Origin of the sequence: Fibrella rubiginis (genome assembly GCF_017353185.1) — a bacterium.
Classification (GTDB): Bacteria; Bacteroidota; Bacteroidia; order Cytophagales; family Spirosomataceae; genus Fibrella; species Fibrella rubiginis.
The window spans coordinates 125,245-147,693 of record NZ_JAFMYV010000007.1 but is presented as its reverse complement, the minus strand read 5'-3'; the positions used below and the strand labels follow the sequence as shown (position 1 = coordinate 147,693).

Below are 22,449 nucleotides of genomic sequence, written 5' to 3'. Positions count from 1 at the left end.
GGGATATGGAGAATAAGTAATCGTCTGTTGGCTGACGCTAGCGTCAGCCAACAGACGATTTTTCTCTTACCACAAGCTGCACGGTTGTGCGGCTTTTTTGTTCCAACAGCAGGGTCTTGCCTATCAGCACGCGGTCTATGGTGGCCTGGTTGTAATAGCGGATTGTGATGAGTTCAAGGCCCTCGTTGTAGTTGACGCGGAAGTGCGGGCGCAAGGCTGTAAACAGCGTTTCGATTCGGTCGGGGCGGTTATCGACCACAAAGGAGAAGTTGAGCGCGGTCTGCTGCATCAGGTTAATTTTCAGACCTGCCGCGGCCACCTCACCAAAAATCAGACTGAGGTTATCTTCCGTAATGAATGAGAAATCGGTGGGGTGCAGCGAAATGAGCCACTGGTTGACCTTGAAAATAAATGACGCTACGGGCGTAGGCACGTCGGCCACACCCACTACGGTACCGGGCTGCGTGGGTTGCAGAAAGGAGCGTACGTAGAGTGGGATGCCCTTGTTTTGCAGCGGTTTAATCGTTTTCGGGTGAATGACCGTTGCACCATAATAGGCTAGTTCGGTGGCATCCTGATACGTCAGGGCCGTTAACAGCACGGTATCGTCGAAATATTTGGGGTCAGCGTTGAGCACACCGGGCACATCTTTCCAGATCGTTACATCCTGCGCATCCAGGCAATAGGCCAGAATAGCAGCCGTGTAGTCTGAGCCTTCACGTCCCAGTGTGGTGGTCTCGCCGGTGTGGGTACTGCCAATGAATCCCTGCGTTATTAAAATGCTCGATTCTCCATGAGCCGTATTTACCGCAGCGCGGACCTGCTGTTCGGTCACCGTCCAGTCTACGCGGCCCTCGCGGAACGTGGCATCGGTACGAATCAGCTGACGGGCATCGGTCCAGCGGGCAGGTAACCCCTGCTGAAGCAGATAAGCCGTTACAAGTTGCGTCGACAGGATTTCGCCCGTCGATACAAGTTGGTCATATACCTGATCATAGCTGCCCACGGGTGGTGTTTGCAGCAACGACCGCACGTGATCCAGATGCGTCTGTACGGGGGCTATTTCCTGGGCTGACAGGCCCAGGTCTGCACTGACAGTCAGGTGATTATTTTCTATCAACGTCCACCGGTCCAGCGCCTCTGAGGTGTTTGCGGCCCAGTAGCTGTCTACCACCGTTTCGAGCGCGTTGGTGGTTTTGCCCATCGCCGAAATAACCACCCCCACTGACTGACCAGCGTAGGACTGGAGAATCGAAGCCAGATTACGTACCCCCGCTGCATCGCGCACAGAAGCCCCGCCGAATTTGAAGATTTTAATCATGCATAGTCTAACGGAGCAACGCTCCGTTCGTTTCAATAAAAACGGAGCAACGCCACAGCGGCGAACCGTTCTGTTAGGCTACTCAACCACCTGAATAGGTACGGTATATAGTTGCGCTACGGGTTTTCCGTCCAGGAAGGCAGGTTTCCAGCGGGGCATGATCTCAATGGCGTGGATAATGCTGATGATGTAGTCATCCATTCCTTTTTGGGCTTCAGCCGTCTGCACCGGTACTGAATCAACGGTGATGTCGTAGAGCTTGCCGTCGGGAGATACAATAAAGCGCACTTTCATAGGGCCGGTCTTGTACTTCATCCGGTCCAGCGACGACGGGTATTCAATGTGTTCGGCCATGAAGCGGAGCATGGCGTCGCGGCCACCGGGAAACTCAGCTAATTTTTCGACAGATGTGTAATAACGGCCCGGGTACGTCTGTCTGGGCATTTTTTGCGCCGTGGCAGCCGTTTCAATGCACGAAAAACAGACTACAATAGCTAGTATGCCTACCCAATGCAAGGACAGAAATGACGATTTCATTCAGCTACAGGGATTCGTTTACGATGGGAATTTTTGAATTGAAGGCAGCCAGAGCTGCCGTTAGTTCGGGAAGCAGATCGCTGTTTTGTTCAATACCGTTGCCCACCACAATCAGATCGGCACCAGCGGCCAGCGCTTCGTAGGCTTTTTCGCCCGAATTGATCCCCCCTCCTACCGCAATAGGCGTATCAACGGCGGCACGAACGGCGGCAATCAGGGCGGCCGGAACGGCTCGGCGCGCGCCGCTGCCTGCGTCGAGGTAGGTTAATTTCAGGCCCAGCAGTTCACCGGCCATGGCTGTGCAGGCGGCCACGCCGGGTTTGTCGTGAGGCAGTGGGGTGGTGTTGCTGATGTAGGAAACCGTTGTCTGCGCTTCACCATCAACCAGCATATAGGCGGTAGAGACAATGTCGAGGCCACTGCGCTTTAGCAGCGGGGCCGCCACTACGTGCTGCCCAATCAGAAATTCAGCGTTTCGGCCCGAAATCAACGACAGCAACAGGAGAGAATCGGCAGAGGGTTCGATGTGGGCGGCGTTACCGGGGAAAAGTATGATGGGGGTATCGGTCAGTTTCCTGATCGTGGCAATCATGTCGCGCTGTACATAGTCGGTGATTAGACTCCCCCCAACGAAAAAAAAGTCAGCCTGATGCCGAACGGCCCGACTGACTGTGTCAACAAAGTCGTACTGCTCAACCTTGTCCGGGTCGAGCAATACGGCCAGTGATTTACGCCCCTCCTGCCTACGCTTCGTTAGCGTAGCTAACAGGCTGAACGGGTGCTTTTTCGTGATACTGGGGTTCAGCGGGTTTTGCTGTGGGATTGATTGCATTGTTATTCCGAATACGAGTCAGCAGTCCCGATACTTGCTCACGAGCTATATTGGTGAGTACTGAGGTTAGTAAACCACCAATCAACCCGCTGGCTGCTGCCGACTTCTGCGTGGCTTTAGCCTGCTTTTTTACTTCTTGCTGAGGCTGACGGTAGCTAACGTGATCGTCATCATCATCGTCGTCCTCGTCGTAGTCATCATCTTCATCGCGTTCGCCATATTTTTCAGCGTAACGGTACTCGTCAGACTTAGGCAGAATCAGGCTGGCCAGCAAAAATACGCCTAAAGCAACACCGGCCACTAATGCTGATGTTTTCCCTATTTCCGAAGCGTCTGATTTCAGGGAATCTACACTGTCCTGAATTGATTCTTTAAAGCGTTCGGTAGCCTGCATCAGTTGCGCCCGACGGGCTGTGGTATCGGCAAAGGGTACTTTTGGGTCTTCCATTGGTTTGTACGTCTAAATTAATAAAAAGTTATTTGGGAGAGTAGGAGCATACCCTAAGAACGGAGATGCGTATGTCACATGTCTGACATACGTTTTTCCTGTTGCCAAGCTCTTATCCTCTGACTCTCAGTGTTTACTTCAAATACTGCCCCTCCTCATTGATTGAGGCAGTGGTTTGCTTCATAAGGTCCTGAACGGCCTGTGATTTCTCTTCGCCTTTCTTTTCCTGGCTTTCCTTTAAGGCTTTATAGGCCATTTTCCGGATCATATTGATCATCGACGGTTTCGATACGGCCCAGATGATGGTGAGCAGCAAAAAGAAACCGGCTACGATCAGGAAACCGACATAACGGCTATTGGTCACCTCGTTGAGGTAAGCAGCCAGCAAGCTGAATAAAAAGATGGTGGTAATGGTGGCCAGAAATCCCAAAATGACCCCATGAATAGCCGTTACGGCACCCTCTTCAACCTTACCGCGGGTTTCGAGGGTAAACAATTCTATTCGAGCCTCTATATAGCGAAATATGTTTTCGCGGATTCCTTCCAGACGTTCCAGCATGATCTACTGTTGCAGTTTAGTGTGCACACTATTCATTACAAAAAACATCCCACTTTGTTCGGAACTCTGATCCAGCCGCCTTTTCGGGGGTTAACCGTCTGTATAGTAATTGATTACAAAATACTATGACGCCTGTAATTTGGCTGCGTACTAGGAGCCAGGGTGCCAGTTTGACACAACATTGTAGAAGAATTTCGCCGACGACTAGCGGCTAAACAGCGATTTCAGCTCCTGAAGCGCAGACCGGATGCGTGTTTTTACCGTACCCAGCGGCAGGCTAAGTGCTTCGGCTGCTTCTTCATGTGTATAACCACCGAAATACACCAGATTGATGAGTTCACGCCGTTCGGGACGCAGGCGACCCACTACATCCTGCAAGCCAATATGGTCGGGGTTCTCGGGCGCTACTGAATACTGCTTGTCAATCAAAAAAGTGCTTTCGTCGCTGGTTGACAGGGTTTGTGCGGTGCTGGGACGACTCATGGCCTTGCCCGCCCGAACACTATCTATGGCCGTGTTTCGGGTGATGTTGAGCATCCAGGTAAACAAACGACCTTTCTGGGGATCGTAGCTGGTGAGGTTATTCCAGATTTTCACAAACACCTCCTGAAGCAGATCCTGCGCCTGCTCTTCTTCACGCACTACTTTCAGCAAAACCCCGTACAGTGCTGCCGAATAGTTCTCGTACAACCACTGGAATGCCTGCTCGTTGCGCTGCATCAGCCGGTCTACCAGCACAGATTCATCGGTAAGGAGCGGGCGGCTTTTCAAGGGTAGTCTTTGTTGTGAACCCAAATATACAGGCTTCGGCGAGTAAAGACTTGGCGGGTTCATAGTAGCGATGGTTGATCAATAAGAACAAGTAACCACCAACAACCCATCCAATGTTTAACCCTACACACTATCAGGGTCTATAAGCGAAAAAGAAAGCGTGGAAATGAGCTTATTTGCTCATTTCCACGCCAAAAAATTAAATTCTTAACAAAACAGGCAGCCTTCTGCGCGACGCTTATGACCACCGTGTTTCGGCCACACCGGGGAAGAATAACCACACACGGTTATTTTTTTCTACAGGTAGTTGGCGGCAATAGCCAGTACAGCCTGCTTGGTCAGGATCTCGTCGAACGCCTCACGTGAGCGGGCCGCGTCGATACCTGTCACATTGGACAGCGAGGTCAGCACCACACCCGCCTGCGTTGTGTTGTCTTCACCAGCATAAACAGCAGCAGGTGCTTCGGCAGGATCAGAAATCCATCCTTTCAGTCCGCGCATCCGCCGAATCATGGCGGCGTGGCGTGCTTCTACCGAGTGAATCTGTAGCGCCGTGGTCAGCACCGTTTGACCCAACAGACTGGGTGCCTGCCCTTTATAAGCCCGTACGCCAACATCTTCAAACGCATTGGCCGACGCCAGGAATATCTGATAGGTAGAGAATGCATTGCCAAACCGGAAAGCAGGTTTAGCCACGGCTGCCGTACCCAACGCGCCTTTTAACAGGGCTACGTGGGCGGCCTCGTGCTTACTGATCTGGGCAATAACGGCCTGATCACCAGCCGGTATTAAACTAGCCGTAGCCAGGCCGGTACGGTAGAATTCGTCTTCGAGGTATTCCAGCGTTAGAGCGAAGTTTAGCACATCGGCTACGGTCGCTGTCTGAGCGTATGCGTCGTTGAGGCTGGCAGCCAGAACGGCGGGGGCTGCCGCCACGGTGGCCGCTTTGCGGCCCAGTTTAAACAGATTGCGGCGGGTGTAATAGTCCACGCGCTCGGCCACATCGCCGTCTAATTTCTCTATGTCAGAAAAAATATTGAACAGATTCATGATGTCTCGTTGGTTGAGGGTGAATTACTGGGGCAGGTTGGCACCCGAAATTTTGTTGTTGACATACGGTTGTGCCAGGGGCAATACCTGCGAGGGGGTATAGGCATTGTCGAGGCCGCTGGTGGGATTCACAACATCATCGCCGGCAAAGTTGGCCGTACGCGCACTCAGCAAGTCGCGGATGATAGCCGCATGACGCGCCTCTACCGAAACAATCTTGCCGGCAAGCGTCAGATAGTCAGCGCTTTTTATTAGTCGGCCGGCCCCGTTATAGGCTCCTACGCCGAGGTCTTCAAACGTTTTGGCGGCTCCCAGCACGCTGGCGCGGTCGCTGAAATTTACGGCCGTGAAGTTGGGCGTCAGGCCAATGATGGCCGATGAGCCAAGCGCTGCTTTGAAAAATTCGCGGTGGATGATCTCATGATCCCGAATTTCCGTCAGAATCGTTTTTTCATCGGCCGACATGTTGGCGTAGGGCGTAGCAATCACCTGCGTATAGAAAGCTGCCTCGAGTTGCTCAAGGGCATACGCGTAATTGAGAATACCGGTGTCGCCGCTACCCAGATCGACAACCGAGGGTGTTACCTGTACAGTTTCGGTTGAGCTACAGGCCATCAGCAGGCCCGAAGCCGCTACGGTAAAGCCTGCGTAACGCAGAAATAAGCGCCGACCCAGGAACATCGACGGGTGTTCGGGCGACACAAACACGCCGGGCGCGACCTGCTGGTCTTTGTTTGACGAGAGCATAGTTTTCAAGGTGTTAATTGGTTTTCACTCCTGCAGAATGCAGACCTTTCCATGTATACGGCGGCAAGCACCGCCACGGATTTATAGGCTTAACAAAAAAAAGAGGGCAAGGGATTAGAACACACCCGAAGTTGTAGCCAATGGCAAGGCTGGGTTGTCCCGTTTTTTTACCGGCCGAAATGCCTCTGTGAAGGCAATAATACCGTTTGATTACTAAGCAGAACGATCAAGCACAAAACGGCCAATGTGAGCCGATAAACCCGTAAATACTTCTTCTTGTTGTCTCTCAACCAAACAGGTAGTTAAAAATGAATACGACCCGTTCATCTGTTCACCACTATTTTGTTCTGCTGGTAGCTACAGCGGCGCTTTTTGCTTTCAGCCTAAGCTGCAAAAAAGATACCCCCACTGATCCTGCCGTGCTGACATCATTGCAGGGCACCTGGAAGCTCACCAGCCTTAATGTGTCACCCGCCTACCTGAGTCTGACCGATTTGGCAGGGGGACTTAACGCACTAGAGGGTAACTGCCTTGGGCAGGCCACCGTTACGTTTACGGCCGCGGGTGCCATCACCAACAATGTATCGTCGGTAGCGGCCTGTTCCACTGCCGCGAAATCGAAGGAGTTGGTCAATGCATTTTTCAGTTCGGCCACCACCTATGCCGAAACAAACAACCAGGTGGTGCTGACAACGGGTAGTCGGGTGGTAACGGCCAGCAAAGTATTCACTGCCACTACCGCCACCATGGTTACGCAGCTTGATGTTGACCCCGGCAACAACCCCGTTAAAACAACATACACGGTGGTGCTGACGAAACAATAAAACCGCTGTGGTGATGCTGTAGCCACCTTTACAGGAAGCCGTTTACCCTCAGGGTAAGCGGCTTCTTTTTTTGTAGGGAAATGTTGACTTGTCGCCTCTTTATACCCTTGTGGGTTATGTTCAACCATAAACTGGTCAATTCTGTGTAGTGAATGAGTCTTTTTAGCCGAACATTTTGCACATTTCCCATGTAAATTTGTTTATAATAATCTGCTCATACTCAACTATATGGTTCGCTGGTCGACAAAGCGTATAAAATCTATAGGGATTGCCGTAGCGGTGAGCGCGTTCGGCGGGGCTGTCTGGTCATCATGCAGCCACCTGAGCCACGTCAGCAAACCCGCCGACGTGCTGGCGGCAGAGATCAATTTACCCGAGAAGGTAGACTATAACCTGCATGTCAAGCCCATTCTGTCTGATCGGTGCTTTGCGTGTCACGGTCCCGATAAGAATAAACAGCAGGCGGGCCTGCGCCTCGACACGCCGGAAGGTGCTTACGAGGCACTAGCTAAAAGTGGTCATACCGCCGTGGTACCCGGTGATCTGGAAAGTAGTGAGCTTTTTCACCGCATCACCACCACCGACCCCGACGAGGTGATGCCCACGCCTAAGTCGAACCTGACGCTCACCGCCAGCGAAAAAGCCATGCTGCTGCGCTGGATTGAGCAGGGGGCCGAATACAAACAGCATTGGTCGCTTATTGCCCCTGTGATGCCCGCCCTGCCTACGCCCAAAAACAACCGCTGGGTACGCAACGACATCGACCGGTTTGTGGGCGCGAAACTGGACGAAAAACACCTGGTGCCCGCCGCCGAGGCAGACAAACTGACCCTCCTCCGTCGTGTCACGCTCGACCTCACGGGCCTGCCTCCTACTCCCGCCGAGGTAGACGCCTACCTGGCCGACCGTTCGCCCAATGCCTACGAAAAACTGGTTGACCGGCTGCTTAACGATCCGCATTACGGTGAACGCCAAGCTGTTGAATGGATGGACGTGGCCCGTTACGCCGATACCCACGGCTATCAGGACGATGGTCCCCGCACCATGTGGCCCTACCGCGATTGGGTGATTCGGTCGTTCAATAAAAATCAACCCTTCGATCAGTTTGTGACATGGCAACTGGCGGGCGACATGCTGCCCCGTTCGGCCAACCCCGATGAGCAACGCGACAAGCTGCTGGCTACGGCCTTTAACCGTAACCACCAGCAAAGTCAGGAGGGAGGCATTGTCGATGAAGAGTACCGCGTGGAATATGTGGCCGATCGGGTGGCCACATTCGGCAAGGCGTTTTTGGGCTTAACCACCGAGTGCGCCCGTTGCCACGACCACAAATACGACCCTATTTCACAGAAAGATTATTACTCGCTGTTTGCCTTTTTTAACAGCAACAATGAGCGAGGCCAAATTCCGTACAATGGCGAATCGGCACCCACCATTACGCTACCAAGCCCACAGGTGGTGCGGCAGCTGGCGGCAGTGCGCAAGAAAATGGCTTCGTTTCAACCCCTGCTAAATCCCAACAAGCCTGATTACCAGCAGCGTTTTGGTCAATGGCTGGCTCAGGCGGAACAAAAACGCGTCATACAGCCCGACCTGGGAATGGTGGCCCGGTATAGTTTCGACGAAGAAAACCGGGGCGATATCGTGGCGTATGTGAAGGCGAAAGACGAAAAAAACAAGCTGGAGGAAGCCAAAAAGAAGGCCGAGGAAGACAAGCGCAAAGCCCAAGAAGCCAAGAGAAAGCCGGAAAAGGCAGGGGCCGTGGTGAAGCCCACTGAGGCAAAAAAGGAGCCTCGCAAACCAAAAACCCGCGCCGAACTGGAAAAAGATCCACGCAATGCGTTCCTCAACTCGGTCAACGACACCTTGCCCGCGTGGCTGGGTGGCGACGTAGACAACCTGCCTAAACCCGTACCGGGACGCTTTGGCAAGGCCCGTTTCCTGCCCGGCGACAGCTGGATCAGCCTGCCCTACGAGTTTGGCGCGTATGACCAGAATCAGCCATTCACGATTAGCAGCTGGTTCAAAATGAACAAGGTAGGCTCACTGGTTACGCTGATGGGCCGCACCGCCGGACCGATGGACGGACAGCGCGGTTACCAGCTGGACCTCCTGGCCGACGGACGGTTGAAGCTGATGCTGAGCCACGTGTGGCCCGCCAACGCCATTGATATCGAGTCGGTAGAGAAAGTACCCGCCGGGCGGTGGTTTCAGGTGGCCTTTACGTATGATGGCCTGGGTAAAGCGCAGGGACTGACTTTGTACTTAAACGGCAAACCCATGCATCGGCAGGTTATTACCGATCAACTGCAGCATAGCATGGTCTGGGGCAAAAACAAGACCCACTGGGCACAACACGCGTTTTATGTGGGCCGGATGCACGACAATTATTACCGCGATTTTGCCGTCGATGAGCTACGTATCTACACCCGCTGCCTCACTCCTGCCGAAATGCCCCGCTTGGCTGGTCAACCCGATGCCATCACCGCCGCCCTACGTACCCCGGCGGCCAGACGCACCCCTGAGCAACGGGCCAGTTTGTATACCTATTTTGTAACCACACAGGATGCTGGATACCGCGCCGCGCTGGACTCAACGCTGAAACTGCGCGAGAAACAGTTCATGGCGCTGACCAACGCCGATCAGGTGATGGTTATGCAGGAGCGTGGCCAGTCCCGGCCGTCGTTTATTCTCAATCGTGGTGCTTATGATGCCCCCGGTGAACCTGTTCAGCCTGCCGCGCCACACTTCCTGCCTGCACTCAGCGACAATAGCGCGGGCGATGCCTTGCCCCCCAACCGGCTAGGTCTGGCAAAATGGCTGCTTCGTGCCGACAACCCATTGTTTGCGCGGGTGGTGGTAAACCGCATGTGGCAAAATTACTTCGGGCAGGGGCTGGCCAAGAACGCCGACGATTTCGGCAACCAGGGAGCAATGCCTTCACATCCCGAACTACTTGATTATCTGGCTATTCGATTCCGGGAGGGACGTGAGAAAGAAGGCATCAGGCCCTGGGATGTGAAGGCCATGCACCGGCTTATTGTCACCTCAGCTACCTACCGGCAATCCTCGTCGGTATCGGAGGCAGCGCGGGAATACGATTTCGACAACACGTACCTGAGCCGTGGCCCCAGTTACCGCATGAGTGCCGAACAAATTCGGGATAATGCGCTGGCAGCCAGTGGCTTATTGAACAAACAGATGGGTGGGCCGAGCGTATTGCCCTATCAGCCGTCGGGCATTTGGGAGGCGCTGGCTACACGCAATGCGGTGGTTTACAACCAGCAACACGGCGACACACTCTACCGGCGCAGCATGTATACGATCTGGAAACGGAGTTCTCCGCCTCCCATGATGCTCAACTTCGACGCCGCCGAACGTCATGTCTGTATTGTGAAACGGCAGAAAACCAGTACGCCGTTGCAGGCTCTGGTCACGCTCAACGATCCGCAATTTGTGGAGGCGTCGCGGGTGCTGGCACAGAATGGAGGAAAGCCGGAAAGGGAGAATGGAGGCAGGGAGGCCATCAATCGTTTTTTCAAAGCGGTAATCAGCCGCCCAGCGCGGGCGGAAGAGGTCCGTTTGATGCAACAACTATATGCCGAGGAACTGGCCGATTTCAAAAAGAACCCCAAACGCGCTACCGAACTACTTTCCGTTGGCGAATACCCCGTCGATAAAACAATACCCCCCGCCGAACTAGCCGCCTGGACCGTGGTGGCCAGCACAGTAATGAATTTTGACGAAGCGATTGTGAAACGATAACATGGACATCCAGGACGAATTACACGACACCCTTAGCCGCCGGAATTTCCTGGGGCAGTCGGGCGCGGGCATTGGCGCACTGGCGCTGGCGTCGTTGCTCAACCCAACCAAGTTGTTTGGCGGTACAGCTTCGGCTGGAGAACCGGCGCTGGGTAAGCCGCATTTTCCGCCCAAAGTGAAGCGGGTCATCTACCTGTTCCAAAGCGGTGCACCCTCGCAACTCGACCTCTACGATTACAAACCGAAGCTGGAAGCCATGTGGGGGCAAGACCTCCCCGCGTCGGTGCGTAACGGGCAGCGCCTCACGGGTATGAGTGCCGGGCAAAGCAAGTTTCCCCTGGCCGCGTCGAAGTTTAAGTTCAAACAGCACGGGCCGGGTCAAATGTGGGTGAGCGAATTGCTGCCACACATTTCGGGCATTGCCCCAGAGGCCACGTTTATCCGCACGATGAACACCGACGCTATCAACCACGACCCCGCCGTCACGTTCATTCAGACGGGTAGTCAGCAGGGCGGTCGGCCTAGTTTTGGGTCGTGGGTGAGCTATGGTTTGGGTTCCGACAACCAGAATATGCCCGCGTTTGTGGTACTGCTGTCGAAAGGCAACGGCGGCGACCAGCCTCTGTACGCCAAGCTGTGGAGCAATGGTTTTCTGCCTTCTGTGCATCAGGGCGTGGTTTTTCGGTCGGGGCCAGATCCAGTTTTCTACCTCAACAACCCGCCCGGTATTGACCGCACCAGCCGCCGCCGTATGCTCGATTACCTCACCAAACTGCACCACGAGCAAAGCAAGCATGTACTCGACCCGGAGATCAACAACCGGATGGCACAGTACGAAATGGCTTACCGGATGCAGGCGTCGGTGCCCGAAACGCTGAACATTGCCCACGAGCCGGATTACATTTTTGATATGTACGGCCCCGACAGCCGCAAGCCCGGCACCTTTGCTGCCAACTGCCTGCTGGCCCGGAAGCTGGTGGAGAAAGACGTGAAGTTTGTGCAGTTGTACCATCAGGGCTGGGATCAGCACGGCAACTTGCCCTCGGCTATTCAACCACAGGCCAAAAGCGTGGATCAGGCGTCGGCGGCATTGGTTCACGACCTGAAACAGCGCGGATTATTAGATGACACCCTGGTGATTTGGGGTGGTGAATTTGGCCGTGGACCGTATTCGCAAGGCAAGCTCACCCGCGAAAACTACGGCCGCGACCACCACCCCCGTGCCTACACAATCTGGATGGCCGGGGCGGGTATCAAAAAAGGCTTTGTTTACGGCCAAACGGACGATTTTGGTTATAACGTAGTGAAAGACCCCGTCCACGTCCACGATTTTCAGGCCACGATTATGCACCTGATGGGTGTTGACCACGAAAAACTGACCTTCAAACACCAGGGCCGCCGCTACCGGTTAACGGATGTACATGGCAAGGTAGTTAAGGGGATATTGGCGTAGGGATCGTAGCGCAGGCTTCAGCCTGTTTTAGCGGGCGAAAGCAATGCTGTGTAACTATTGCTTTCGCCCGCTAAAACAGGCTGAAGCCTGCGCTACAACCCCAAAAATCGTTATCTTAATGGCTCAAACTGACTGTGTACCGATGGAAGCCGTTGCCCTGAAATTGCCGGATTCGCTGGAGGCCGATGAGCTACTGTATATGCCTGCTACCTGGGCTGACTACCTCGACGTTGTTGATACCGTTCCTTATACTGTTCAATTTCTCAACAACGAACTTATTATGAGTCAGGCATCTGGCGATCACGAGACCCTTGTGGGTGTACTCATATGGCTGTTGAATAACCATTACATTGCTCATGCTGACTATCAGGTAATGGGCAGCAGCGTTAAAATCATTATACCAGGGGACTACGGCGATGTGAATGCCGACGCGTGCGTGGTTAAATCACCTATTTATGGACTTACACCCACAGGAAAAACGTCAAATTCGCGGCTTATCAATCCCGAAATTGTGGTCGAAGTACTCTCGAAAAGCACACGTAGATTCGATTTACAGGAAAAACTCACTTACTATAAACTTATTCCGCCGCTGCAACACGTTCTCTTCGTTGATCAATACCGGCCCTACGCCACGGTTTACTCCCGTACCAACGTACCCGACGAATGGCTGAACCACGATTACCGAACACTGGATAGCACGGTTCGGCTGGGTGATCTGGAACTACCCATGTCGGCGATTTACCGGAAAACCGTTTTCGAGTAAACGAGCCCAGTTGCGTAATCTGGAAGCCCCGCGCCATCTTTGCGGCTTATTCCTGCTTACAATGTCGCTCCCGATTCCTCGGCCCCGATCCAGCTGGTTAACCATAGCGGGTGGGATGCTGCTGTGCCTGCCGGTGCTGGTATGGCTGTTTATCCTGCAACGCTACGCCGTTAATGTGGTCCTGTTTGATGATTACGCCCTGCTGCGGTTTATCACCCACTGGGCCAACCCCGCCACGCCCTGGCCCACGCGCCTGAGCGAACTGGTGGCCGTGCACAACACCCACTACATCATCTACGACCGGCTGGTGGCGCTGGCAACCTACTACACCACCGGCCAGATCAATTTTCTGGTCATGATCGTGCTCGGCAACGCCGCCCTGCTGGCTATCGTGTGGCGGCTTTGGACCTTGTTTCGAACACTGGAACTACCAGCGTGGGCTTTTTTGCCGGTACCGTGCTGGGTCCTGAGTCTACAATCGCACGAGAACATGTTTTGGGCGATGGCCGGCTTGCAGAACTTCACCGTTGTCTGGTTTGTACTCGAGTCGCTGTATCAGTTGCACCGTCGGCAGTCGTTGGCGTGGCCGCTGGTGCTGGGCGTGGCGGCGGTACTGACCAGCGGCAATGGGGTACTGGCGTTTCTGGTGGGGTCATTGGTATTGCTGCATCAACGGCGACGGGGTTTTTCGGGCCTAATCTGGTGGGGCATTACAGCCCTGGTGATTCTGGTGCGGCTCACGATTCTGCCCGTTAATGAACACAAAACGCCTTTCATCAACTGGATTCCCAACACGCTGCTGTCGCTTGGCTCGGCCATGACCAATCAGGATAGCCGGCTGCTGCCAATGGTGGCGGGTGTGGGACTGGCGGCGGTGTTGGGTACAGCGCTGCTGATGTGGTTGTCTGGCCTGGGTAAACCAGGTAAACGATTGCAGCAACAACCCAGTACCAACGTACTCATGGCCTTCGCCGTAGTGATACTGGCCACCTGTTTACTGCTGGCTATTTACCGCCCTACCGAGGATATTCTGCGCGACCGGTACAAGATTTATGCGCACCTGGCCCTCAGCGTGGCCTATTTGCTGGTTTTATCGGTGCTGAACCGGCGGTGGCAGCTGGCTGGTGCAGGGCTGGTGACGGCAGGGGCGGTGGTTATGAACATAGCCGCCTTCCACGCCAACATGCCCAACGTTATTTCGGCGCACCAGCTTCGGCAGGCCGACGCGTTCAACTTTCATTATCACCAGACCACCGTACCGCTACCCTACTTCCGTGGACCCATCGACAGCCTGCTGCTGGAGGCCAAACAGCGCAACACCTATCAGTTTCCGGTGGCCTTTACCCCGCCTGCCACCTGGCCGTCTACAACCATGACCACGCCGATTTCTGTTAGCACCGCGCCCGATATGGCCGTTAATAATTCCATGATTGGGTATCATCCCGATGTGGTGCAGATCAGTGAATCCAACTTTCCACGTGTGCAGGAAGGACCCGGTAGCCGGGGCACCTATGTGGTGATTGAAACCACCGGTGGGCAACGTTTTCTGCTACCTGCCGCACCAGCCAAGAGCGGTTTTCGGCAGTTTCTAACCACCGGGCAACTCTACCGAACGGGCGTCAGCACCGGCACCTTTGCCAAACGATTTGCGCAGGGTAACTACCAGGTCAAGATCCTGCAAGTAGGCGGGGAAGGTCCAAAACTGTATGACCCCAGCCAGCGTCTGGTGATAGACCGGCCAAACTGACCGCCGGGGTTTAGGGTTGTGTCATTACTTTTAAGCCTATGCAACAGCAACTCGACTCCTGGATTCGTGCCCTTGTCCGCTGGTTTGGCTACGTGCCCAATCGTGATTTGTCGGGCTGGATATTGCTCATTATTGCTGTGGTAGCTGGTGTGGCTACAATGCTGTTGCTTACCCAGATTGTCAGGATGATTTTACGGCGGCGCGGCGACACCGTGCTGACTTTACTCCGCAATCACCTGCGCACAGCCTTCTACTTTTGGTTACCCTCGTTGTTTTTTCTGCTAGGGACCAATATCCAGTCGCAACGATTTTTGCAGCGGCACCCTATTGCCGACAAAACTGCCGAAGTCCTTTTTCTTGTCACGAGCGCCTGGCTGTTTCTGCGACTGCTGAAAGTAGGCGAAATCCTGCTGGTGCGGAGCTATGACATCAGTAGCGACGCCAACCTGTCGCATCGGAAGTTTGTGACACAGATGCAATTTTTCCGGCGCATTATCGCTACCCTGGTGGTCCTGGTAACGTTTTCGCTGCTGTTGCTCAGCTTTCAGGGAAGTCGTAAACTGGGCGTCAGCGTGCTCACCTCGGCGGGCATTGTGTCGGTGCTGGTGGGTTTTGCGGCGCAAAAGTCACTGGGCAATTTGCTGGCTGGTATTCAGATCGCCTTTTCGCAGCAAATCCGCCTCGACGATGCCGTAGTGGTCGAAAATGAATGGGGCCGCATAGAAGAGATCAACCTCACCAACGTGGTGGTACGCCTCTGGGACCGGCGGCGGCTGATTCTGCCCATTACTTATTTCGTAGAACAACCGTTTCAGAACTGGACCCGCTCCGATGCCTCCATCACAGGGTCAATTTTGCTTTACCTCGACTACAACGCGCCCATTGATATTATCCGCGAAAAAGCCCGTGCGCTGGCCGAAGCGGATCCCCTGTGGAATCAACAGTCGTTTGCCGTGCAGATAACCGATACAACGCCCACTACCGCGGTTGTTCGTGTGCTGGTATCATCCAACGACGCACCTTCAAACTTCGACCTCCGGTGCCACCTCCGCGAAGAACTGATCAAGTTCCTTCGCGACGAATACCCGCAAAGTCTGCCGCAAACGAGGCTGGCGTTTGGGAAGTGAGAAGTAGGAGACAAGAAGCAAGAGACAGGAAGCAAGAGAAAAGAAACAAGACGTACTCTGTCGAACCCTTGACGCTGCTCTTTTCTCTTGCTTCTTGTCTCTTATTTCTTGCTTCTCACTTCTTACTTCTTGCCTCTTATTTCTCACCTCTCAGTTCTTCATTTCCGAAAGCAGCGACGGTATGTCGCGGGCGGCGGTAACGCGCTGGCGAATCAGTTTTAACGTATAGTCCAGCGTATAGTTACGATTGGTGAGCAGATCGTTATAGGAGCGGGTGACGGTGAAGTCAGGCTCGACCGTGAATCCGTTAGCGTGGTTTGGCGCTACGGCATGAGTTAATTTTTTAAGCGGCAACCGCACCTGAATACGCGAATGGGGCAGGGTGACGAAGTTGAACTGACCGGCAAAGTCACCCCAATAAGCTCCCCCGCTGGCTTCGCCAACAAACGTACCCTTGCCCGCGTCGAGGGTTTTAGCCAGCACTGACGTAGCTGCCGAAAACGACGAGCCGTTCATGAGCAGGTATAAATTGCCGGTAAACGCCAACCGTTGAATGGGCCGGTATTGCCGGTTTGCCACACGGCTGATAAACCCGCCATGACCATCTTTTTTATAGCGCAGATTGAAATCAATGACCGAAAGGGGATTCCAGCGGTTTACGAGCTGAGGTCGGGCAGCCTGCTTCATCTCTTCGCGGGCCATAATCCGAAAGGGAGCAGGCATCCAGAACTGCAACAGCCGCGCCGAGTTAACCACTGCTCCACCGCCATTGTCCTGCATATCCACGATCAGGTTGTCGACTCCTGCCTCTTTTATTTGCCGGAAGGCTTGTTTCAGCCGCTTCTTAAATCCCCATCCAAACGGATCGAATCCATGAGGACTACTAAACGACGATACCCGAAGCACCGCCGTACCCGACAGTGAATCCACAATACGTAAGCCCAGGTTTGGCAACCGACTTTCCGATTTTGGGCCAAAATCGGTGGGGTACCGCTGCCAGAGTTTTTCGCGAAAATGAGCTACAGTAGGGCAGGAGATACGTTTTTCGCGTAGAACAGAATCTATTTTCCCGTTTGGTAGCGGCGAACGGTATTGCACCGTAATGGAGTCGCGCGAGCCAAACCAGCAGGCGTAGTAGTCGGCAAACTGAGTCAGGCTCCACTGCTGCCGCCCCGACACATTGTCTCCGTCCGAGCCTGACCGGTCACCTTCCAGCAACGCCCGATGAATGTCGGCTACCGATTGCCCGTCGATGCTGATAAGCTGCGTGCCACGCCGTAGCGTACTGTCTTCTGAGGCGTTGTGGCTGATGAAATAATGGCCCTCTACCTGCCGGATATAAAAGGGCACGTAGCGGGTGTCGCGATTGATGAATCCCTTGCGGTGGTTCAGGTTGGTATGGCCGTCTTTAAGGCCGCTGAGGTAAGGCGACAGATGCCGAAAAAATGCCAGATAGTCTATTGGCGCGTCGACGTGATTGTAGAGCGAGTCGAACACCTGCTCCATGCGTGAGACGGGTGTGTAGTGGCCCAGGCCGGGGTGGTAAGTACGCAGTTGCCGTCGTAGATACAGCAAATCGTCGTGGGCCTGATCAGGCGTAAGTGACTGGGATGCTGTTGGTAATGTAATGACGAGGGCCAACAGCAGCCCCCACCAGGCGAGTGCCGGCCTGGTTGTGCGTGAGAAAACAATCATCTTATGGTTAGTACAAGACTTTGCCTGTGGGCTTAGTCAGGTGTTACGAACCGTTAAAATAGATGCTTTCAAAATAATAGTCAATAATTTTACGAAATAGCCGTAATTAATTTGGTTTTTAGTTATTTTATCCGAATAAATACTCAGAAATAGAGCCACCAGAGGCGAGGCTTAGGGCCTAGCTGCACGGTGGGCATGGGCACTTTGACGTAGTTGAGCAGATGTAGCATAGTACGCATCAACGGTTTTTTGGGCTTGAACAACTTCACCAGATCAAGATCCGGGGCGAGGTAAAATTCCCACAGACCACCTTCGCCATTGCGCGTTGGGCTCCAGGTGTCGGCATCCAGCCCAAACCCCGCCGAGAGCTGCAGCCAGTTGGGCCAGTTGCGGCGAATGGCCGAGCCAGGTTTCCCCAAGTAGCGCGGCGAAAATGAAAACCAGTACGCCTGATTGATGTAGTCGTCGATAGACAAGGCTGGAATGTCCACTATTCCCCGGTGTTCCCAGTATTTGTTTGTCCGTTTCCAGTAGCTGACCTTCAACTGTGAATCGGCCAGAAACGGCGACCGGTGCTGTACCATTGGCCAGAAACCACCCAGTGTACCCACCGTTACGTCGGCCCAACTGAAGCCGTAGGTGGGGGCGTAACCATCTTTGAATTCAATACACAGTTGCACCAGTGCCGTGGTTCCAACCGCATACCATTCGGCCCGGCGTGGCGACACCCCCGCCCAGCGAAAGCCGGCATAGTACGCATCGGCCGTGAAGGCACCCCCCAAAAAATGACCTAGTTTATCGACGTTACTGGCATACCGGAAATCGCGGCCATCGTCGAAGTGAAAACTGGCATGCCCATCGCTCCACCAGCGCTTTTCCAGGTAAGCATACGTAGACCCCAGCGTCAGCAGCGACGTACCCGCCAGCAGGTAGGTCCGGTAACGCGGCACCGCCGACGAGGGGGCGGGCAACACTGAATCAGTTGTAGCAACCGTCGTGGCAATTGGAGGCACCAGCGCCGGCAAGCTATCTGACTGTGCCCGACAAAGCGCAGGCAGGAGCAGATAGCCAAGCAGGACAAGCGAAAGCAGGAAATGATACATGGAGCGAGTTACGGTGCCGTCAGGTCGGAATGCCGCACTGAGTTGGGCCAAAATTAGCCCGAATTGCGGTTTGGCAGCCAAGCCTGAAGCCGTATATTTGCCCGGCAGAAAAAATAGTATGCATGCATACTAGTTGCATGAAATCAACCCCGCTTCCAAATCGTTATCCTTATGATCTGCCCCTTTCCGCTCAGCGTCGACCATAACAAAAAAGCCTTCCCCAAACTGGAGAAGGCCTCTTTCGCGGTGGTGATGGACGGAATCGAACCGCCGACACAAGGATTTTCAGTCCTTTGCTCTACCAACTGAGCTACATCACCGCGTCGTCTGACTGTCAAACGTGGGTGCAAAAGTAGGGTGCGGGGGTAGGTTTTCCAACCTTGCACGCAAAAAAAGTTTTGAATTGAACAACCCTCCGGCTTACGCGTTGAGCCTTAATCAGTTAATCCAGTAACCTACCATGCAGGTAATCCAGCAAGTTTTATTCGCCGCAGCCCTGATCGTTTCGGCGGTGATTATTACCCGGCGCGTCAAATACATTGCGCAGGCCATTAACCTGGGGCGTCCCGAAGACCGCTCCGATAATCCCGGCGAACGATTTAAGATCATGCTCCTGGTAGCTTTCGGGCAGAAAAAGATGTTTACCAACCTCACCGTGGCCCTTATGCACCTGGTGATCTACGTTGGTTTTGTCATCATCAATGTCGAGATTGTAGAGATCATCCTCGACGGGCTGCTGGGTACGCATCGGCTCTTTGCGCCCTACATTGCCCCGGTATACCCCTATCTCATCAATTTCTTCGAAATCCTGGCTTTTGGGGTGCTGGCGGTTTGCGTGGTGTTCCTCAGCCGCCGCTATATCACACGAGTAAATCGTCTGCAAGCGGCCACCAATGAAGAACTCCGTCCACGTTGGCCCCTGCTCGATGCCACGCTGATTTTGGTATTCGAGATTGTGCTGATGATCGCATTTCTGTCCTGGAACGCGTCTGACAGTGTGCTGCGTGACCGGGGCGTGGGTCACTACGGCGAATTGAAAGGCGTAGTGCCCGATTTTCTGATCAGCCAGTACCTAAAACCCCTCTTTACTGGTTTAAGCGATGGCGCTTTAGTAGGCGTTGAACGGGCTACGTGGTGGTTTCATATTTTGGGCATCCTGTTTTTTGCAGGCTACGTGACCTATTCAAAGCACCTGCACATCGGCCTGGCCTTCCCGAATGTCTATTTCTCGGACCTGGTGCCAAAGGGCGAAATGAAGAATATGCCCAGCATCACTCGCGAGGTGCAACTGGCCCTGGGGATTGAACCTACCGGTGGTGAACCCGTAGCAGCCGACGGCACACAGGCTAATGAAAACGGTGCTCAACCGTCGGACATTGGGCGGTTTGGGGCAAAGGACGTGCCTGATCTGTCGTGGGTCGACATTATGGGCGCTCTTTCCTGCACCCAGTGCGGACGGTGCACGGCCGCCTGCCCGGCCAACATAACGGGCAAAAAACTGTCGCCGCGCAAGATCATGATGGACACCCGCTGGCGGGCCGAAGAGATTACGACCAACCGCCAGAAGCATGGCAACGATTACGACGATGGCAAGTCGCTCCTCGGTGATTATACTACCGTCGAGGAAATCAACGCCTGCACTACCTGTCAGGCCTGCGTTAACGCCTGCCCGGTCAATATCAATCCGCTGAATATCATTTTGCAAATGCGGCGCTTCAAAGTAATGGAAGATGCACAGGCTCCCGCTTCGTGGAATGCCATGTTCAGCAATGTAGAAAACAACATGGCCCCCTGGAAATTCTCCCCCAGCGACCGCTTTAACTGGGCCGAGCAGGTGAATGAAAAATAAGAAAAAATGACAACCGAAAAGACCTATTCAGTACCCACCATGGCCGAGATGATGGCCAACGGCGATACGCCCGACATTCTGTTTTGGGTGGGCTGCGCCGGCTCGTTTGATGACCGCTACAAACGTGTGACCATTGCGTTTGTGCGTATCCTGAACCACGTGGGCATCAAGTTTGCCGTACTTGGTCCCGAAGAGGCCTGCACCGGCGACCCGGCGCGGCGGGCGGGCAACGAGTTTCTGTTTCAGATGCAGGCCATGGCTAACATCCAGGTGCTGAATGGCTACAACGTCAAAAAAATCGTGACGGCCTGCCCCCACTGTTTCAACACGCTGAAAAACGAATACCCTGACCTGGGCGGGGAGTATGAAGTTATTCACCACTCGCAGTTTTTGCAGCAGCTCATCAATGAGGGGCGCGTGAAAGTACAGGACGGGCAACCCTTCAAAGGCCGCAAAATCACCTACCACGACTCATGTTACCTGGGTCGGGCCAACAAAATCTACGAGGCTCCCCGCGAGGTACTGGAGGCGCTGGATGCCGATTTGGTGGAAATGAAGCGCGTGAAAGCCAATGGCCTCTGCTGCGGGGCGGGTGGTGCGCAGTACTTCAAAGAACCCGAACCCGGCAAAAAAGACGTGAACGTAGAACGGGCGCAGGAAGCCCTCGCCACCGGTGCCGATACCATTGCCGTGGCCTGCCCCTTCTGCATGACCATGATGAGCGACGGTGTGAAAAACCAGAACCGCGAAGACACCGTAAAGGTCTACGACATCTCGGAACTCATCGCGCAAGGGCAAGGGTTATGATTTACGAATGACGAGCGGTCCGCCGTTCGTAAATCGTCAATCAAACCATGTATCTCCCCTTCGATCAGATGCCCGCTTCGGCGCGGCTTTGGGTATATCAGGCCAATCGACCATTGGCTGCCGATGATGTGGCTGCGATAGATGCCGCTATCCGGCCCGCACTTGATACGTGGGCGGCCCATGGGCACCCGCTGCTGGCCTCGGCGAACGTGGTAGATGGGCGTTTTCTGTTGCTGGCCGTCGATGAAGGCGCGGGACTGCCTAGTGGCTGCTCTATCGACTCATCGGTGCACACGGTGCAGGCCATTGGGCAAGCCTTGCAGGTTGATTTTCTAGACTGTGCCGTGGTCTACCGTGCCGCTGATGGCTCCGTGCAAACCCTGCCGCTGGGTGATGTGAAAGCCGCCGTTGCTGAGGGCCTACTCACGCCGGAAACGCTGGTTTTCAATACATTAATAAAAACGATTGCCGACTTTCATACCAACTGGCAACTTCCAGCTGCCAGCACCTGGCTGAAGCGGTATTTTAAAAACGTATCCGTTTAGTCTTAGTTATGGCAGAGACACTCACCATCCCCCAGACGCAGGACCGGACGGCGATTTATAACAGTCTTGTCCCGCAACTGGAAGCGCTGCTTTCAGGCGAAACCGATCTGGTAGCGAATCTGGCCAATGTAGCAGCGGCGCTGAAAGAAGCGTTCGGGTTTTTCTGGGTGGGTTTCTATCTTAAAAAAGAAGGACAACTGGTGCTGGGGCCGTTTCAGGGACCCATCGCCTGCACACGCATCGCCTTCGACAAAGGCGTTTGTGGGGCTGCTTACACCCGCCGCGAAACGATAGTGGTACCCGACGTAGAGGCTTTCCCCGGCCATATTGCCTGTAGCTCCGCCTCGAAATCAGAAGTAGTCGTGCCCATCTTTGATCAGAACGGAGACGTGGTAGCCGTACTCGATGTAGACAGCGACCAACTGAATGATTTCTTGGAAGCAGACGTAACTGGGCTGGAAGCCGTGGGGAAGGTGGTGCGTCTAGCGTTCAACGTTTAAGGTCTG

At 54.1% G+C, this 22,449-nt stretch carries 20 protein-coding genes and 1 tRNA gene; 10 read left to right on the top strand and 11 right to left on the bottom strand.

Features of this window, described 5'->3' with window-relative positions; translation table 11 throughout:
• Positions 1-43 precede the first annotated feature (43 nt).
• The 8 genes from J2I47_RS14920 to J2I47_RS14885 form a co-directional block, all read right to left on the bottom strand.
• On the bottom strand, positions 44-1,318 hold the full coding sequence (locus tag J2I47_RS14920) for an aspartate kinase (protein WP_207365545.1): 1,275 nt from the start codon (positions 1,316-1,318) through the stop codon (positions 44-46).
• Positions 1,319-1,399: 81 nt separating this feature from the next.
• Positions 1,400-1,858 (bottom strand): energy transducer TonB, encoded by a 459-nt coding sequence (locus tag J2I47_RS14915; protein WP_207365391.1) that lies wholly within the window; start codon positions 1,856-1,858, stop codon positions 1,400-1,402.
• A 4-nt stretch (positions 1,859-1,862) separates the two neighbouring features.
• Complete coding sequence (locus J2I47_RS14910) at positions 1,863-2,690, bottom strand: geranylgeranylglyceryl/heptaprenylglyceryl phosphate synthase (RefSeq protein ID WP_207365390.1); 828 nt, start codon at positions 2,688-2,690, stop codon at positions 1,863-1,865.
• Positions 2,602-3,138, bottom strand: a complete 537-nt coding sequence (locus tag J2I47_RS14905; protein ID WP_207365389.1) for a hypothetical protein — start codon at positions 3,136-3,138, stop codon at positions 2,602-2,604. The genes J2I47_RS14910 and J2I47_RS14905 overlap by 89 nt, the downstream gene beginning before the upstream one ends.
• 133 nt (positions 3,139-3,271) lie before the next feature.
• A complete protein-coding gene (locus tag J2I47_RS14900; RefSeq protein ID WP_207365388.1) occupies positions 3,272-3,697 on the bottom strand; it encodes a phage holin family protein in 426 nt (141 codons plus the stop codon).
• A 204-nt stretch (positions 3,698-3,901) separates the two neighbouring features.
• The gene (locus tag J2I47_RS14895) at positions 3,902-4,417 is read right to left on the bottom strand and encodes an RNA polymerase sigma factor (RefSeq protein WP_229374653.1); all 516 of its coding nucleotides are present in this window, start codon (positions 4,415-4,417) and stop codon (positions 3,902-3,904) included.
• Between the two features lie 348 nt (positions 4,418-4,765).
• On the bottom strand, positions 4,766-5,518 hold the full coding sequence (locus J2I47_RS14890) for a ferritin-like domain-containing protein (RefSeq protein ID WP_207365386.1): 753 nt from the start codon (positions 5,516-5,518) through the stop codon (positions 4,766-4,768).
• A gap of 24 nt (positions 5,519-5,542) precedes the next feature.
• Positions 5,543-6,265, bottom strand: coding sequence for a ferritin-like domain-containing protein (locus J2I47_RS14885; protein WP_207365385.1), 723 nt, complete (start codon positions 6,263-6,265; stop codon positions 5,543-5,545).
• A gap of 308 nt (positions 6,266-6,573) precedes the next feature.
• Between J2I47_RS14885 and J2I47_RS14880 the strand changes: the two genes are divergently transcribed.
• The 6 genes from J2I47_RS14880 (at position 6,574) to J2I47_RS14855 (ending at position 15,944) form a co-directional block, all read left to right on the top strand.
• Entirely contained in the window at positions 6,574-7,089 is a 516-nt protein-coding gene (locus J2I47_RS14880; RefSeq protein WP_207365384.1) for a hypothetical protein, read from the top strand.
• Between the two features lie 228 nt (positions 7,090-7,317).
• Positions 7,318-10,854, top strand: coding sequence for a DUF1553 domain-containing protein (locus tag J2I47_RS14875; RefSeq protein ID WP_207365383.1), 3,537 nt, complete (start codon positions 7,318-7,320; stop codon positions 10,852-10,854).
• A 1-nt stretch (position 10,855) separates the two neighbouring features.
• Positions 10,856-12,307 carry a DUF1501 domain-containing protein gene (locus tag J2I47_RS14870; RefSeq protein WP_207365382.1) on the top strand — a complete coding sequence of 484 codons (1,452 nt, stop codon included), beginning with the start codon at positions 10,856-10,858 and terminating at the stop codon, positions 12,305-12,307.
• Positions 12,308-12,425: 118 nt separating this feature from the next.
• The gene (locus tag J2I47_RS14865) at positions 12,426-13,070 is read left to right on the top strand and encodes a Uma2 family endonuclease (RefSeq protein ID WP_207365381.1); all 645 of its coding nucleotides are present in this window, start codon (positions 12,426-12,428) and stop codon (positions 13,068-13,070) included.
• Between the two features lie 115 nt (positions 13,071-13,185).
• Positions 13,186-14,817: a hypothetical protein gene (locus J2I47_RS14860; protein ID WP_207365380.1), complete on the top strand. Its 1,632-nt coding sequence runs from the start codon at positions 13,186-13,188 to the stop codon at positions 14,815-14,817.
• 38 nt (positions 14,818-14,855) lie between these two features.
• Positions 14,856-15,944, top strand: coding sequence for a mechanosensitive ion channel family protein (locus J2I47_RS14855; RefSeq protein WP_207365379.1), 1,089 nt, complete (start codon positions 14,856-14,858; stop codon positions 15,942-15,944).
• A gap of 150 nt (positions 15,945-16,094) precedes the next feature.
• On the opposite strand, the gene J2I47_RS14850 is transcribed toward J2I47_RS14855, so the two are convergent.
• From J2I47_RS14850 to J2I47_RS14840, 3 genes are all read right to left on the bottom strand, one after another.
• Positions 16,095-17,639 (bottom strand): S41 family peptidase, encoded by a 1,545-nt coding sequence (locus J2I47_RS14850; RefSeq protein WP_207365378.1) that lies wholly within the window; start codon positions 17,637-17,639, stop codon positions 16,095-16,097.
• Positions 17,640-17,782: 143 nt separating this feature from the next.
• Positions 17,783-18,742 (bottom strand): DUF2279 domain-containing protein, encoded by a 960-nt coding sequence (locus J2I47_RS14845; RefSeq protein ID WP_207365377.1) that lies wholly within the window; start codon positions 18,740-18,742, stop codon positions 17,783-17,785.
• Positions 18,743-18,989: 247 nt separating this feature from the next.
• A tRNA-Phe gene (locus J2I47_RS14840) sits at positions 18,990-19,062 on the bottom strand.
• Positions 19,063-19,202: 140 nt separating this feature from the next.
• Here J2I47_RS14840 and J2I47_RS14835 point away from each other — a divergent pair.
• Genes J2I47_RS14835 through msrC form a run of 4 tightly spaced genes read left to right on the top strand, consistent with a single transcriptional unit; the run spans position 19,203 to position 22,443 of the window.
• Positions 19,203-20,591, top strand: coding sequence for a 4Fe-4S dicluster domain-containing protein (locus J2I47_RS14835; protein ID WP_207365376.1), 1,389 nt, complete (start codon positions 19,203-19,205; stop codon positions 20,589-20,591).
• A gap of 6 nt (positions 20,592-20,597) precedes the next feature.
• Positions 20,598-21,398, top strand: a complete 801-nt coding sequence (locus J2I47_RS14830; protein ID WP_207365375.1) for a (Fe-S)-binding protein — start codon at positions 20,598-20,600, stop codon at positions 21,396-21,398.
• Between the two features lie 47 nt (positions 21,399-21,445).
• A complete protein-coding gene (locus tag J2I47_RS14825) occupies positions 21,446-21,943 on the top strand; it encodes a hypothetical protein (RefSeq protein WP_207365374.1) in 498 nt (165 codons plus the stop codon).
• Positions 21,944-21,951: 8 nt separating this feature from the next.
• The gene (gene msrC, locus J2I47_RS14820) at positions 21,952-22,443 is read left to right on the top strand and encodes a free L-methionine (R)-S-oxide reductase MsrC (RefSeq protein WP_207365373.1); all 492 of its coding nucleotides are present in this window, start codon (positions 21,952-21,954) and stop codon (positions 22,441-22,443) included.
• The last annotated feature ends 6 nt before the right edge of the window (positions 22,444-22,449 follow it).